11 protein-coding genes are annotated in these 14933 nt (G+C 73.6%); 7 read left to right on the top strand and 4 right to left on the bottom strand.

The features are described from left to right. Positions 1 to 112 precede the first annotated feature (112 nt). A complete protein-coding gene (locus tag ACF059_RS28365) occupies positions 113 to 565 on the top strand; it encodes an ATP-binding protein (RefSeq protein WP_392062378.1) in 453 nt (150 codons plus the stop codon). A gap of 328 nt (positions 566 to 893) precedes the next feature. Beyond that, positions 894 to 1688 carry a helix-turn-helix domain-containing protein gene (locus tag ACF059_RS28360; protein ID WP_392062375.1) on the top strand — a complete coding sequence of 265 codons (795 nt, stop codon included), beginning with the start codon at positions 894 to 896 and terminating at the stop codon, positions 1686 to 1688. Between the two features lie 144 nt (positions 1689 to 1832). Here ACF059_RS28360 and ACF059_RS28355 read toward each other — a convergent pair whose 3' ends face one another. After that, on the bottom strand, positions 1833 to 2117 hold the full coding sequence (locus tag ACF059_RS28355) for an alpha/beta fold hydrolase (protein ID WP_392062372.1): 285 nt from the start codon (positions 2115 to 2117) through the stop codon (positions 1833 to 1835). 247 nt (positions 2118 to 2364) lie between these two features. On the opposite strand from ACF059_RS28355, the gene ACF059_RS28350 reads away from it, so the two are divergent. Next, positions 2365 to 4269 carry an AMP-dependent synthetase/ligase gene (locus ACF059_RS28350; protein ID WP_392062369.1) on the top strand — a complete coding sequence of 635 codons (1905 nt, stop codon included), beginning with the start codon at positions 2365 to 2367 and terminating at the stop codon, positions 4267 to 4269. Positions 4270 to 4779: 510 nt separating this feature from the next. Beyond that, a complete protein-coding gene (locus ACF059_RS28345) occupies positions 4780 to 6159 on the top strand; it encodes an alpha/beta hydrolase (protein ID WP_392062366.1) in 1380 nt (459 codons plus the stop codon). A gap of 24 nt (positions 6160 to 6183) precedes the next feature. Here the strand turns inward: ACF059_RS28345 and ACF059_RS28340 are convergent, their stop codons facing one another. Both ACF059_RS28340 and ACF059_RS28335 read right to left on the bottom strand, forming a co-directional pair. Beyond that, the gene (locus tag ACF059_RS28340; protein WP_392062363.1) at positions 6184 to 7356 is read right to left on the bottom strand and encodes a lipase family protein; all 1173 of its coding nucleotides are present in this window, start codon (positions 7354 to 7356) and stop codon (positions 6184 to 6186) included. Between the two features lie 186 nt (positions 7357 to 7542). After that, positions 7543 to 8553 (bottom strand): AraC family transcriptional regulator, encoded by a 1011-nt coding sequence (locus ACF059_RS28335; RefSeq protein WP_392062360.1) that lies wholly within the window; start codon positions 8551 to 8553, stop codon positions 7543 to 7545. Between the two features lie 134 nt (positions 8554 to 8687). On the opposite strand from ACF059_RS28335, the gene ACF059_RS28330 reads away from it, so the two are divergent. Then, positions 8688 to 10430, top strand: a complete 1743-nt coding sequence (locus tag ACF059_RS28330; RefSeq protein WP_392062357.1) for an AMP-dependent synthetase/ligase — start codon at positions 8688 to 8690, stop codon at positions 10428 to 10430. Positions 10431 to 10521: 91 nt separating this feature from the next. Then, on the top strand, positions 10522 to 11070 hold the full coding sequence (locus ACF059_RS28325; RefSeq protein ID WP_392062354.1) for a hypothetical protein: 549 nt from the start codon (positions 10522 to 10524) through the stop codon (positions 11068 to 11070). Between the two features lie 21 nt (positions 11071 to 11091). On the opposite strand, the gene ACF059_RS28320 is transcribed toward ACF059_RS28325, so the two are convergent. Continuing rightward, on the bottom strand, positions 11092 to 11688 hold the full coding sequence (locus ACF059_RS28320) for a dihydrofolate reductase family protein (protein ID WP_392062351.1): 597 nt from the start codon (positions 11686 to 11688) through the stop codon (positions 11092 to 11094). 274 nt (positions 11689 to 11962) lie between these two features. Here ACF059_RS28320 and ACF059_RS28315 point away from each other — a divergent pair, with 274 nt between their 5' ends. Next, positions 11963 to 14713 (top strand): PKD domain-containing protein, encoded by a 2751-nt coding sequence (locus ACF059_RS28315; protein WP_392062349.1) that lies wholly within the window; start codon positions 11963 to 11965, stop codon positions 14711 to 14713. Positions 14714 to 14933 lie beyond the last annotated feature (220 nt).

Below are 14933 nucleotides of genomic sequence, written 5' to 3'. Positions count from 1 at the left end.
CCCCACGGCGGTTCAGGACAGCCGGGACAGCACCGGACAGGCGCCGGACAAAGGCCGGACGCACTGGCGTTGCCGCTTCTCACGGTACGCACGCGGCACCACGCTGAGTGACGTGACTACGCATATCTGGTACTCGGCAGGCCGATTCGGCGCCCAGCTCGCCGCCACTCCGCGCGGCGCCCGCCAGGCGCGGCAGCTCGCCGTCGAAAGGATCTCCGAATGGGGTCTGCCGACGGACGGGCCCGCTCTCGTCGTCGCCGAGTTGGCGGCCAACGCCGTGACCCATGGCCGGGTCCCCGGGCGGGACTTTCGGCTCGGTCTCACCCTGGGCGGCGGAGTGCTGCGGATCGAGGTGGTGGACACCCGTGGCGACCGGATCCCGGATTTCCGCGACGCGGCCGAGGGAGACGAGGCGGGACGGGGCCTGGTGCTGGTGGAGGCGATCGCGGACCGCTGGGGGGTGGATCGGGGGCCGGCGCCGTGTAAGGCGGTGTGGGCGGAGCTCGACGTGCCCGGAGAGTGCGGCGAAACCGGGTCGCGGGGAGCCGGGTCCCGGTGGGCCTAGACGCATAAGGAGCCCAAGAACCGGAGGAAAGAACCAACCAACCCAACCAAACCGGGCGCACGTCGCTCGGATGGGTGAAAGGTGCCAACTGGGCTGGATTTCGGCCCGGTTGGCGGGCATATGCTCGCCCCGACAACCACAGACATGATTCGGCCCCCGGCGGGACTGCCATCCCGGTCGAGGGCCTGACCAACTAGGAAGCAAGACCTTCCCGATGGCTCTTGAGTACCCTAGCGCGCCCTCGCGCGCCTCGTCCCGCGTTCCCTCCGGGACCCCCCGATCCGGTGTCATCCACGTCAACACGTCGCACGCGCGTCACTTCACCGTGGTGGGCAACCATCTGCTCCAGCACCCCCACCTGTCCGCGATGGCGATCGGCGTCGCGGCGTACATCCAGTCGCTGCCGGACGGGGTCCCCGTCGGCATCAAGGCCCTGGCCTGCCGTTTCCCGGAGGGTGAGGTGCGGATCGCCTCCGCCCTGCGGGAGTTGGAGCAGCACGGCTACCTGGAGAGGCGGCGGGAGCGGCTGGAGGGCGGGCGGGTGGTGACCCGGACGTACTCGCACAACAGGCCGGGGGCCGTCGGCCCGGACGGCCCGCCGTCCCCGGAGCCTGCGCCGTCCCCGCTGCCGGTACGGGAGCCCGTACGGGAGGCCGTACCGGAGCCCGTACCGGAACCCGTGCCGGAGGAGGCTTCCCCGCCTGCGGCGGAGCCCCCCGCAACCCCGTCTGCGGAGCCGATCCCGCACCCTGGGGCCGTCGGTCTGCTCGCCGGGCTGCGGCGGTACGACCCCCGGCTCCTGCTGTCCGAGCGAGACGTGCAGCGGCTCGCGCCGCGCGCTGCGGCCTGGCTGGAGCGCGGGCTCGACCCGGACGCGGTCGCGCGGGCCCTGGTCGCGAACCTGCCCGACCTCATGCACCATCCCGCCGCCGTGCTCGCGTACCGCCTCACCGCGCTGCTTCCGCCGATCCTGCCGCCCGCCCCGCCCGCCCCGGCGGCGACGGCGGTCCGGGCGGACAGGCGGCCGGACCCGTTCCAGACCTGCGACGGCTGTGAACGCGCCTTCCGGGCCCCGCATCCGGGTCGCTGCCGTAGCTGTCCGGCCGAGGCGCCCGCCGCCTGAGCGACCGGGCGGCCGGCTCAATCACCCGGACGCCCGGGATCAGGCGTCGCGCGCGGGCCTCGGCGCGGCGGGAGTCCATGACGCGGTCGGCGCCGCCGAAGAGGACGAGGGTGGGTGCGGTGATCGAGCGCAGCTCGTCATCGGTCATGGGCTGGGGCTGCGGCAGCCGGATCCGGAAGCCGCGCATCGCCTCCAGCGACAGGCGCAACTCCGACCGATGAGGTGTACGCGGTCCAGGCCCAGCTCGGTGAGGGCCTCCTCCAGCCATGCGGCCGTGTCGGCGGCGTCCCCGATCTCGCGGGTCTGCGTGCTGTATCCGGGCTCGCCCACGCGGTCGAGGGCCAGTACGCGGCGGCCGTCCTCGGCCAACCCGCCTACGTGCGGGCCCCATTCGGCGGGTGTCGCGCTCTGGCCGTGCAGGAGCACCACGGGTATGCGCTCGCCCGTACCGAAGGTGTGGACGCGGGTGCTTCCGAAGCCGGTCGGGACGTCCCGTTCCTCGGAGGGGTGGGTTCGGTGGGGCGGGAGGGCCGTGAGGGTGCGGGGGGCGGTCGGTGCGGGGCGTGTGGAGGAGTCGCGTGGGTTCGAGCTCGCGTGGCCGGAGGGGTGGTCAGCCGGGTTACCCGTCCGTAGATTACCGGCGGTAACTCCAGAGTCGAGCCGAGGAGACCCCGCCGTGGAAGCCGAGCTGAGGCCGGTCAAGTCCGTCGACGCCGTCAAGCCCGTCGACACCGTCGAGCCCGTGACGAGGGTCGTGGACGGGGTGGTGCGCGAGGTGCGGGTCCCCGCGCTCGCGCCGGTCCCGCAGCAGGGATCCCTCGGGGACATCCCCTTCCAGAACGCCCGGGAGGCCCCCGGCGAGGCGGTGCTCGCCCGCAAGGAGCAGGACGGGACCTGGCGCGACGTCACGGCCGCCGAGTTCGCGGCCGAGGTGCTCGCCGTCGCCAAGGGGCTCATCGCGGAAGGGCTGCGCGAGGGTGACCGGCTGGCCATCATGGCCCGTACGACCTACGACTGGACCCTGCTCGACTTCGCCGGATGGGCCGCGGGGCTGGTCACCGTACCCATCTACCCGACCTCCTCCGCCCTCCAGGCGCGCTGGATCATCCAGGACTCCGGCGCCGTGGCCTGCGCCGTCGAGGACACTGCGCAGGCGCGGATGATCAGCAACGAGCGGGCCAACCTGCCCTGGCTGGCGCACCTGTGGGAATTCGACACCGGCGCCGTCGGCCGGCTGGTCAGGGCCGGGGAGCACCTGCCCGACGCGGTGGTGCAGGCGCGCCGGGCCGCCCGTACGCCCGACTCCGTCGCGACCCTCATCTACACCTCCGGCACCACCGGGCAGCCCAAGGGGTGCGTGATCACCCACGCCAACTTCTTCGCCCAGGTGGACAATGCGGTGGAGCTGCTGCACCCCGTCTTCAGATCCGTCAGTACGGATCCGGCCTCCACCCTGCTGTTCCTGCCCCTGAGCCACGTCTTCGGGCGGATGGTCGCCGTCGGGTGCATGCGGGCGCGGGTGAAGCTGGGGCACGCGCCCAGCATCCGTACCGAGGACCTGCTCGCCGACCTCACCGGCTTCCGGCCGACCTTCCTGCTGGCCATCCCCTACGTCCTGGAGAAGGTCTACAACACCGCCCGCGCCACCGCCGAGAAGATGGGCCGGGCCTCTTCCTTCGACCGGGCCGCCCGCATCGCGCAGCGCGTCGGGGAGGCGGCGGAGGGCAGGGGCCCTGGCCTCGGGCTGCGGGCCGCGCGGGCCCTGTACGACCCGCTCGTCTACCGGCGGATCCGGGCCGCGCTCGGCGGGCGGGTCCGCTACGTGCTGAGCGGCGGCTCGCCGCTGGGTCGCCGGCTCGCGGCGTTCTACACCGGCGCGGGCATCGAGGTGTTCGAGGGCTACGGCCTCACGGAGACGACCGGCGCGAGCACCGTGACCCATCCGCTGCGGCCCCGGCTCGGCACGGTGGGGTGGCCGCTGCCGGGCACCGCCGTACGGATCGCGGACGACGGGGAGGTGCTGCTGGGTGGCGGGCACGTGTTCGCCGGGTACTGGAACAGCGGGCATGCGCTGCCGGCCGGCAGCTGGCTGGCCACCGGTGACATCGGCGAGCTCGACGCCGAGGGGTACCTCACCATCACCGGGCGCAAGAAGGACCTGATCATCACCTCCGGCGGCAAGAACGTGGCGCCCGCTCCGCTGGAGGACTGGCTGCGGGCCCATCCGCTGGTCGGCCAGTGCATGGTGGTAGGCGACAACCGGCCGTACATCGCCGCGCTGATCACGCTGGAGCCGGACGGGCTCGCGCACTGGCGGCAGATGCACAAGAAGCAGGGCGTGCCGATGCGGGAGCTGGTGCGCGACGAGGAACTGCTGGCGGACCTCCAGCGGGCGGTCGACGAGGCGAACCGGCTCGTGTCGCGGCCGGAGTCGATCCGGCGCTTCGCGGTTCTGCCGGGGGAGTTCACGGAGGCGCGCGGCCATGTGACTGCGTCGCTGAAGCTGAGGCGGGGGGCGATCGCGCGGGACTACGCGGACCGCATCGACGCCCTCTACCGCACGCCTGGCGAGCCGAACTGACGGGCGGGCCGAGCCGTGGCCGGGCCGAGCCGGCCGAGCCGGGCCGAGCCGTGGCCGGACCGGGGCGGGGCAGGCCCGGCGCGGGCGGGGCCGGTGTCGGCGGGGTCGGGTGTGTGCCGGGGTGTCTCCTCGGGCGTCGAACGGTTCGGGGGGTCGGGGGGTGCGGCGGGGGTGCGTTCGACGCCCTGCGGGGACACCCCGCCCCACACCCGACCCCGGGCGGGCTTCGGCCGAATGAGGGCGGGGGTCCGGCCGGGGCCGTTACGCGCGGTGGGCGCTGGGCGGGCGCAGGGTTGGGGGGCGGTTTATCGTGGGCTGATGGCTCCGGGGGGTCACCCCGAGGAGGGTGCCGTGCACCGTTCCCGTGCCTTCGTTGCGCTTGCCGCCTGTGCGCTCGTGGCCTCGTTGGCCGCTGCGCCCGCGGACGGGGATCCGTTGGCGCGGTTTCACGGGCAGCGGGTTCGGTGGGGGGACTGTGCGGTGGGGCCCGGGGAGCGTGTGCCCCGGGGGATGCGGTGCGGGACCGTTGAGGTACCGCTCGACTACGCCGCTCCCGCCAAGGGGACGATCACACTGGCGCTCGCGCGGATACCGGCCAGTGACCGCGCGCGGCGCCTCGGGTCCCTGCTGCTGAACTTCGGCGGGCCCGGCAGCCCCGGCGTGGCCGGGCTGGCCGCCGATCCCAAGGCCTTCGCCACGCTCGGTGAGCGGTACGACCTCGTCGCCTTCGACCCGCGCGGGGTGGGCCGCAGCGGGCCGATCTCCTGCGGGGGCTCCCAGCAGACCGCACAGGAGCCGGGCGGCGAGGACGCCGCCGCGCAGCTGGCCGCCCTGCGCGCCGTGGCCAGGCGCTGCGAGCTCGCCTCCGGCCCCGTGCTCCCGTACGTCGGCACCGTCAACGTCTCCCGCGACATGGACGTGATGCGCCGCGTCCTCGGCGACAGGAAGCTCAACTACCTGGGCTTCTCCTACGGGACCCGGCTCGGCGCCGTGTACGCCGCGCAGTTCCCCCGCGACACCGGCCGCATGGTCCTCGACGGGGTCGACACCCTCACCGAACCGCTGGCCGAGCAGGCACCCGTGTCGGCGCGCGGCCAGCAGCGGGCCCTCGAACGCTTCCTGGCCTGGTGCACCCACCGGAAGAGCTGTGTGTACGGGACCAACGTCCGCAGCGCCAAAGAGGAGGTCGGCGCCCTGGTGGCGCGGCTCGACAGGGAGCCGCTGGTGGGTCACGACGGCTCGTTCGTGACCGGGCAGGACGCCGTCGCCGCGATCTCGCTGGCGCTGTACGCGAAGAGCATGTGGCCCGCGCTCGCCGACGCGCTGGCCATGGCCGAGCGGGACGGCGATCCGGTGGGGCTGATGCAGCTCGGCGGTCCGGCAGCGCCGTCCGACAGCCGCCGCGAGGGCGCTCGGCGGGCCGCCGGTCCTGTGCCCGTGCCCGCCGACAACGGTGAGGCCGCGCTCGTCGCCGTGAACTGCGCCGACGATCCGGACCGTTCCGACGACCGGGCCACCCCGGCCGCCGTGGAGAAGGAACTCGCCGCCCTGGAGGGCGAGTTCCTCCAGGCGTCGAAGATCTTCGGGCCGAGCCAGCTGAGGACCGTGCTCGCCTGCTACGGGCGCCCCGCCGGCACCGACTTCATCCGGAAGATCGACCACCCGGGCGCCCCGCGGATGCTGCTGATCGGCACCCGCGGCGACCCGGCGACCCCGTACGAGTGGACGGAGGAGACGGCGAAGCGGCTGGGCTCCGCGGTGGTCGTGGACTACAAGGGCGACGGGCACACCGGCTACGCGGCCTCCGCGTGCGTACGGGAGTACGCGGACCGCTTCCTGATCGACGGGCTGCTGCCGTCCGGGACGCGGTCCTGCCCCGCCGGAGAGTGAGGAGCCGAGAACGGCTTGGTGCCTTCAGCAGTTCGCGTGGGTCGGACGGCCCGCGAAGCGGTCCGCGAGCCAGTTCCCGGCCGCCGGCGCTTGCGTGATCACGCCGCTGACGTGCTCCCCGACCCAGATGGTGTCGAACTCGACGTTCGCGCCCCGCGCGCACCAGTCGGAGCGCAGCCCGCGGCCCACCCCGTACGGGATCAACTCGTCGCCCAGCGCGTGGTACTGGTACACCGGCGCGGCCGGGGCGGTGCGCCCGAGCCTGCTCCCGTTCAGGCGGGCCTGCCAGTCGGGCTGGGCGAGGGGGTCGCGCGTGGTGAGGTCGGAGATCCGCTTGAAGGAGCCCGCGATCGCGTCGATCGCCACGCAGTTCTCCTTCATGCCGGAGACCAGCAGCCGGCCCGCCGGGTTGAGGTAGGAGTCCAGGTCCAGCTCCGGGAAGGCCGCGTCCTGTCCGGCGGCCGCCATGAAGATGAGCCCGGCGCCGTAGGAGCCGTTGTTGAACTCGGCCACCTTCAGCAGGTCGGCGGGGACCCCGCCGGTCGCCGTGCCCTTCACCTGGAGCTCCGGGGCGTACGAGCCGTGCAGTTCGGCGGCCCAGCTGCTGGCCTGACCGCCCTGTGAGTAGCCCATGATGCCGACCGGGCCGGACGGCGACAGCCCCGCCTCCGGCAGGCGCTGGGCGGCGCGCGCGGCGTCGAGGACGGCGTGCCCGGCGGAGGGGCCCACGGTGTAGGTGTGGACGCCCGGCGTGCCGAGGCCCTCGTAGTCCGTGACGACCACGGCCCAGCCGCGCTGGGTCAGCTGCTGGATGAGGTTGGCCTCCATGGCGGTGCCGTACGGGAGGTTGTTGCTCGGCGCGCAGGAGTCGCCGAGGCCGACCGTGCCGACGGCGTACGTGATCAGGGGGCGCGGGCCGGTGCGGCCGTCCTGCGGGACGATCACGGTGCCGGAGACGACGTTGGGGGCGCCGTCGGCGGTGGTGGAGCGGTAGTGGATCTTCCAGGCCTTGGTGCCGGTCGGCTGGCCGGGCAGCGGGTGGAAGGCGGAGGGCGCGCTGCTGACGACGTCGCCGGGCGCGAGCCCGGCCGTGTCGGCGGCCGGGGCGGTGGCCGCGGCGGCGCTGGTGGTGGCTGGGACGCCGGCCGAGAAGGCCAGGGCGGTCACGGCTGCGAGGGCGGTGCTGCGCAAACGCATGGGCGGTTCTCCCAGAGGCTCGATGCGTGCGGGGGGTAGGTGAGGTGAAGGTAGTGACCGACCGGTAGGGAGGTCGCTGACCGTGCAGCTCACCTTTCCTGGCCCGGAGTCGCATCCTGCCCGGGCCCGCCCGCGCGGCGCCGCTCCCACGCCAGGGCAGGCCGGGCCCAGGGCAGGCCGGGCGGCTCAGCCGCCCGAAGCGATCCGGTACGCCCCCGGCGTCGTCCCCGTCCAGCGCCGGAACGCCCGGTGGAAGGCGGTGTCCTCCGAGAAGCCCAGCCGCGCGGCGAGTTCGGCGATCGGCTCGCCGCTCTCCGCCAGGCCCGCGATCGCCGCATCGCGCCGCACGTGGTCCTTCAGCTCCTGGAAGGACGTGCCCTCCTGCCGCAGCCGGCGCCGCAGCGTCGCCGGGGACACCGCCAGGCGGGCCGCCACCTCCCCGAGCGCGGGCAGCCGCGGCGACGTGCGCAGCCGCTGGGTCAGGGTCCGGCGCACCTGCTCGGCGACCGTGGTCCCGTACTCCGGACGCGACAGCAGGTCGAAGGGGGCGCGGCGCAGCATCGCGTCGAGCGCGGCCTCGTCCCGTACGAGCGGCGCGGTCAGCCAGTGCGCGTCGAAGGCGGCGCCCGTACGGTCCTGCCCGAAGCGGACCGGGCAGTCGAAGAGGACCTCGTACTCGTCCTCGTACGGCGGCGGGGGACAGGCGAAGGCGGCGTGCGCGAGCGGGATGCGGCGCCCGATCAGCCAGCTGCTCAGCCGGTGCCAGATCGCCAGCACGCACTCGGCCAGGAACCGGTCCTCGTCCCGCGCGAACGCGTTGCGCACGGTGAAGCGGGCCTCGCCGCCCTCGACTTCGAGCGCCAGCTCGGGGCCGCCGGGGAACAGCCCGTAGAAGACGGCCGCACGCTCCATGGCCGCGCCCAGATCGGCGCAGCCCAGCGAGGCGTAACACATCATCGCGAAGGTGCCGGGGCGGCTCGGGACCGGGCTCAGCGCGAGGAACTCGTCCTGCGTGGTCCGGTACAGCGCCCGGAAGAGGCGGGCGAACTGCGCGGGCGTGATCCGCGCCCGGTCGTCGCCCAGCAGCAGCGGAGGGATCTGCGCCTCCTGGAGCAGCGGCACGGTGTCGATGCCGCCGGCGCGGGCGCCCGCGAGCAGGGCGCGCACATGGTGCACGGTGATCGTCCGCCTTCCCATGGCTCCGACGGTAGCCCCAATGAGCGCTGCGGTCAGCGGGGGTGACGCTTCCGGTCATGCCGCCGGGCCCTGCGGCTGCCTAGCGTCGGACCGGACGGGGCTCATCGGGGTCACCCATACCGGGAGGGCGGGCGATGGACGGTCGACCGAGCACGCTGGCGGTGTTCACCCAGTGGACGCAGGAGCGGTACGGGCCGCAGAGCGCCCTGCGGTTCCGCGCGCACGACGGCGCGGACGCGCCCTGGCGGACCCGTACGTACGAGGAACTGGGCGCGGAGGTCCGGGCCGTCGGGCGCGCGCTGATCGGCCTGGGCGTGGCTGCCGGGGAACGGGTCGCCGTACTGGCGCAGACCCGGCCGCAGTGGACGTACACGCACTTCGGGCTGCTGGCGGCGGGGGCGGTCCTGGTCCCCGTGTACCCGACGGCGGGGGAGGCGGAGGTCGCCTGGGTCCTGTCCGACTCGGAGTCGGTGGTCGTGGTCTGCGACGACGGAGCGCAGGCGGAACGGGTCGAGGCGCTGCGCGGCGCCGGCAGGCTGCCCGCGCTGCGCGCGGTCGTGCTGATGGACGAGCTGGCCGCCGGGCCGAAGGGGCCCGAGTCCGAACTCCTCGCGCGGGCCGCGGCCGTGACCCCCGACGCGGACGCGGCGATCGTCTACACCTCGGGCACGACGGGCCTGCCGAAGGGCTGCCGCCTCACCCACGGGAACCTGGGCGCGATCCAGGACGCCACCCTCCCGCTGATGACGGGCGGGCCGGGGGACAGGACGTACCTGTACCTGCCGCTCGCCCACATGCTCGCCCAGATGATCCAGTACACGACGCTGCTCCAGGGCGGGGAGCTGTGCTACTTCGGCGGCCGGATCGAGGACGTGCTCGCGGAGCTGACCGTCGTCTCGCCGACCCATCTCCCGTCCGTGCCACGGCTGTTCGAGAAGTTGCACGCGGTGGTGCTCGCGCTGGCGGAGTCCGAGGAGGGCGGACGCGAGCGTTTCGAGGAGGCGGTACGGGTGGGGGTGCTGGCGGCGGACGGGCGGCTGCCGGACGCCCTGCGGCCGGACTGGGAGGCGGCGGAGAAGGCCCTCTACGCGCCCGTCCGGGAGGCGTTCGGGGGCCGGCTGACGTGGGCGCTCACCGGCGGCGCCCCGATCGCCCCGGCCACCCTGGACTTCCTGCGGGCCTGTGGGATCGCCGTGTTCGAGGGGTACGGGATGACGGAGTCGGGCGGCGTCATCTCCCTCAACCACCCCGGCGCGGTGCGCTACGGGTCGGTGGGCCGGCCGATCGAGGGCTGCGAGGTGCGGATCGCGCAGGACGGGGAGGTGCTGGCGCGGGGGCCGATGGTGTTCCCGGGCTACCACGCGAACGCGGCGGCGACGGCGGAGGTCCTGGACGGGGAGGGCTGGCTGCACACCGGGGACCTGGGAAGGCTGGACGGCGACGGCTTCCTGCACATCACCGGCCGCAAGAAGGAACTGATCATCACCTCGGCGGGCAAGAACCTCACCCCGACCGAGGTCGAGTTCGCCCTCCAGCAGTCGCGCTACGTCTCCCGCGCGGTGATGATCGGCGACCGCCGCCCCTACCCGGTCGCCCTGATCACCCTGGACGCGGAGGAGATCGCCGCCTGGGCCGAGCGCGAGGGCCTCGACCCGGGTCCCGCCCCGGCCGCGCACCCGGCGGTCCGCGCCCTGATCGAAACGGCGGTCGAGCGCGCCAACGCCACCGTCTCCCGCCCGGCCCGCGTCCGCGCCTTCCACATCCTCCCGGAGGACCTCACGATCGCGGCGGGCACACTGACCCCGACGCTGAAACTGCGGCGGGGCGCGGTGGCGGAGCGGTACGCGACGGAGATCGCGGGGCTGTACGGCGGGTAGGCCGCACACCCCTGCGGCCCGCGCCCCGCGCCCCGCGCCGCCGTTAGGCCCGTCGCGCCCAGGGGTATCGGCAGCAGGGAAGGGGGCCGTGATGCGCGGTGGGGTGCGGAAGCTGGGGCGCGGGGCGGCCGCGGCGGGGGCGGTGGTGACGCTCGGGGTGGCCGGATGGCTGACGTGGCTGCTGCCCGGACCGCAGATCGCCGCCGTGGTGGGGGTGGGGGCCGTGGACGGGGTCGTCTCGGTGCACGAGTGCCACGAGGGGACGGACGCCGAGGGGTACACGACCGGGACGGACTGCACCGGTTGGTACACGCCCCGGCGCCCCGGCGAGGCGGAGCGCGAGATCGTACTGGCCACCGCGGCCGAGGACTACCGGCCGGGGGCCCGGGTGGAGGTGCGGACCGCGCGGGGCCGGGCGTACGAGCTGTCCGGCACCGCCGTGGCCAACTTCGGTACCGGCGCGGGGCTGCTCCTCGTACCGTTCCTGACGCTGTCCGCCTGGCTGACGGCCTGCGCGCGGCACGGGCGCGTCGAGAACGGCGAGGGGTACTTCTTCGCCGCGCTGGCCGCGATGGTCGCCGTCCTCGTCCTGGGTATGGCGGCCGGCGCCCTCGTCGGGATCGGCACGTTCGTCTTCTGACCGGCTGGTGCGCGGGGCCGTTCAGGCCTGGGCGGCCGGCCGGTAGGTGCAGACGTGGACGCCCGTGGAGCTGGTGGTCGTGGAGACCAGTTCGAGGGTGCGCAGCCCGCCGTCCTCCGGGAAGATCGACTTACCGCCGCCGAGCAGCACCGGGATGATCATCAGGTTGAGCTCGTCGACGAGGCCCTCGGTGAGCAGGGTGCGTACGAGGGTGGGGCTGCCCATGACCGCCAGGTCGCCGCCCTCGCGCTCGCGCAGCTCGCGGATGCGGGCGAGGGCCTGGTCGCCGGGGATGCGGGTGGTGTTGTTCCACGTCAGGTCCTCGTCGCCCAGGGTGCCGGTCACGACGTACTTCCGGATCGAGTTCATGTGGTCGGCGAAGGGGTCGCCGGCCCGCTCGGGCCAGGCCGCGGCCATCGTCTGCCAGGTGCGGCGCCCGAACAGCAGGGCCTCGGTCTTCTTCGTCGCCTCGCTGATGGCACCGCCCATCACCTCCGGGTCGAAGAAGGGGTGCGACCAGCCGCCGTGCGCGAAGCCGCCGTCCCGGTCCTCGTCGGGGCCGCCCGGGGCCTGGACGACGCCGTCGAGGCTGATGAACTCGCTGATGACGATGCGCATGTGAATGTTCCTCCGGTCCGTTGCGGTGTGTACGCACAGAAGACCGCCGGGCTCCCCGGAAGTCATCGGTGCTCCCCGGCCGTGTCGCGGTGAGGTGGATCACATTGCTTCCGGTGCCCACCGTGTCCGCCGTGGCCGGTTTCCGGTGGATGATGATCCAAGCCGCGGCGGGTCGCGGGCGCCCGACTGTCGCTGGGGGAACAGGACGTCTACCAGTCGTGCGGCGCCGCTCCCGTCGTGGCCGCCCGTCACTTCTGGCTGAAGGAAACCCCTGTTGCGTCCCACTCGTGCGACGGTCCTGCTCACCGCAGGTCTCGTCACCCTCCTCGGTGTTCCGGCAGCCGCGGCCGCCGACGCGCCGACCAGCCTGTACGTCAACCGCACCCAAGGCTCCAACTGCACGGACAGCGGCGCCGGCTCGCAGGCCGCGCCCTTCTGCACGATCTCGGCCGCGGCCAAGGTCGTACAGCCGGGCCAGACCGTGCGGATCAAGCCGTCCGTCTACAACGAGGCCGTCACCGTCAGCCGTTCTGGGCAGCCTGGCAAGCCGATCGCCTTCGTCGCCGACGGAGCGGCGGCCTCCGAGCAGGCGGAGCTGGGCACCGACAAGGCCCTGACCATCACCGGCGCTTCCCACGTGGTGGTCCGCGGACTGCGCACCCACGCTGGCGTCAAGGTCACCGGGTCCGCCGACATCGAGCTGGACCGGATGTTCTCCTCCGGTCCGTACATCGCCGTCTCGATCGACGGCGGCAGCACGGACGTACGCCTCACCCGGAGCCGGGTGAACACCACCGTCCAGATCGAAGGCGGGGCGCGCGGCACCGTGCTGAGCCGCAACTGGCTCAACGGCTACATCGAAGGCGCGGTCGCCGCGTACGACGCACCCGGCACGATCGTCACCAACAACACGATCTACCTCGACTGCGAGGCGGCCGTCTCGCTCGACGGCGCGTCATCCGGCTCCGGCGTGTTCAACAACGTGATCTCCGCCCGGGCCACGGCCGCGTGCCCGTCCCTCGACCCGCGCCACGGCATCGCGGTGGCGCAGAGCGCGACGGCGGGCACCCGCGTCGACTACAACCTGTACGCCGGCCCCTCCGAGGGTGACCTGACGGCGTACAAGTGGGCCGGCACCGCCTACGCGACCCAGGCGGCCTTCCTCGCCGCCACGGGCCAGGGCGCGCACGACCTCCTGGTCCCGACGCTCGCGCAGCAGGACGGGGAGCTGCCCGGCCAGGCCCTCATCGACTCCGGCGACCCGACGGCGCCCGGCGTCCTGCCCACCGACTACAGCGGGCAGCCCATCGCGGACGACCCGCGCGTGCCCAACACCGGCAAGGACGGCGGGTACATCGACCGCGGTCACATGGAGACCCAGGACGACCTGCGCGGCGTGCGGCTGGAGCTGGAGCAGGACTGGGCGCCGGTCGGCACCACGGTGAAGGCGACGGCCTTCGCGGACAGCACCTGGCGCGCCGGGCTCACCTACCACTACGACTTCGGCGACGGGACGGCCCCGGTCGTCACCGCGCAGCCGACCGCCGACCACGTCTACGGCTCGCCGTGCTCCTGCGTGGTCAAGGTGACCGCGGTCAACGGCGTCGGCCAGAAGGTCTCCGCGGAGACCACGGCCAAGGCGACCGCCGCCGGTCCGCTGACGGCGGGCTTCACGGCCACGCCGCTCCTGCCGACCACGGACAACCCGATGGAGTTCATCGCCCCGCTGACCGTCGCCGTCGACCCCCGGCCCGCCACCGCGGCGCCGTGGCCGGTGCAGCGCGTGGCCGTCGACTTCGGTGACGGCACCTACGACCACAGCGACCACATGGACCGCGCCTACTCCCACACCTACAGCCAGCCCGGCGACTACAAGGTGACGGTGTCCCTCCAGGACTCCAAGGGTGCGCAGTCGACGGTCAGCAAGACCGTACGGGTCGACTACGCCGCCTCCGGCTACGTGGCCACCGAGCCGTTCCGCGTACTGGACACCCGTACGAGCGGCACGCCCCTCCAGGGCGGCAGCGCGACCCCCGTCAACCTGCCCGCCGGCGTCAACGCGCAGGGGCACGTTCTGTCGGGCAGCATGGCCGCGGCCGTCCTGAACGTGACGGTCACCGAGGCCACCCAGGAGACCCACCTGAACGTCTGGCCCGCGGGCCAGACGCGTCCGGCCACCTCGAACGTCAACGTCAAGGCGGGCGGCACCGCCTCCAACACGGTCACCGTGCCCGTCGCCGCCTACGGCAAGCTGCTGGCCCAGCTGAACGCCGGACGCGCCCACCTCGTCGTCGACTTCGTCGGCTACTACCAGCCCAACATCGGGCAGCGGTTCAGCCCGATCACCCCGACCCGCGTCACCGACACCCGTACCGCGGGCGGCGCGCTGGGCGGCGGGCAGACCCGCACCGTCAAGGTCGCCGGTGTCAACGGCGTCCCCGCCGACGCCGCCGCCGTCGCACTGAACCTGACGAGCACCGGCACCACGGCCAACACGCACGTGATCGCCTACCCGGACCCGGCGAAGCGTCCCACCACCTCGAACCTGAACCCGGAGCCGGGCAAGGACAAGTCCAACCAGGCCATCGTCCCGGTCGGCCCGGACGGCACCATTACCCTGTACAACAACTCCGGGTCGACGCACCTGATCCTGGACGCGGTCGGCTACTACGGCAAGGACGGCAAGGCCCTCTTCACCCCGGTCGTCCCCACCCGGCTCGCCGACACCCGCACCACCGGCAAGCTCGCGCCCGGCGCCACCACGACCGTCGCCGGCCTGCCGGCGAACGCCGTCGGCGCGGCCCTGAACGTCACCGCGACCGAGACCACCGGCGCCGGCTTCCTCACCGTCCACGGGTACGGGACCGCCCGCACCGACGCGAGCAGCCTCAACACCCTGCCCGGGGCCACCATCCCCAACCACGTCACCACCCCCGTCGGTGACGGCAAGGTCAGCATCTTCAACAGCTGGGGCGGCAGCAACCACGTGATCACCGACCTGCTCGGCTACTTCACCCAGAGCTAGCCGCACGGGCCGTACGGAACCACCCCGGAGCCCCGGTCACCGCGAAGAGCGGCGGCCGGGGCTCCTTGGTGCCGAGGGCCTTCCAAACCGGTGGCCATCGGGGTAATCCGGGCGGGGAGTTGGGCGCGCTGTTCGTTCTGTCACCAGATGCGGGTGAAGCTGAGACGAATGGTGCGTCACATCTGCCGGGTGGACGGCGAGTCCCCTGCGAAGACCTGAT

Source organism: Streptomyces sp. NPDC016562 (assembly GCF_043076955.1).
Taxonomy (GTDB): domain Bacteria; phylum Actinomycetota; class Actinomycetes; order Streptomycetales; family Streptomycetaceae; genus Streptomyces.
The sequence above is the reverse complement of the archived record's forward strand: the minus strand, read 5'-3'. Positions and strand labels throughout refer to the sequence as shown.

Bases quoted from the DNA above. Each gene is read 5' to 3' on its own strand.
- ACF059_RS28345 (WP_392062366.1), top strand. From the start codon at position 4,780: ATGCGGTGCGGGACCGTTGAGGTACCGCTCGACTACGCCGCTCCCGCC.
- ACF059_RS28325 (WP_392062354.1), top strand. From the start codon at position 10,522: ATGCGCGGTGGGGTGCGGAAGCTGGGGCGCGGGGCGGCCGCGGCGGGG.
- ACF059_RS28330 (WP_392062357.1), top strand. From the start codon at position 8,688: ATGGACGGTCGACCGAGCACGCTGGCGGTGTTCACCCAGTGGACGCAG.
- ACF059_RS28320 (WP_392062351.1), bottom strand. From the start codon at position 11,688: ATGCGCATCGTCATCAGCGAGTTCATCAGCCTCGACGGCGTCGTCCAG.
- ACF059_RS28335 (WP_392062360.1), bottom strand. From the start codon at position 8,553: ATGGGAAGGCGGACGATCACCGTGCACCATGTGCGCGCCCTGCTCGCG.
- ACF059_RS28340 (WP_392062363.1), bottom strand. From the start codon at position 7,356: ATGCGTTTGCGCAGCACCGCCCTCGCAGCCGTGACCGCCCTGGCCTTC.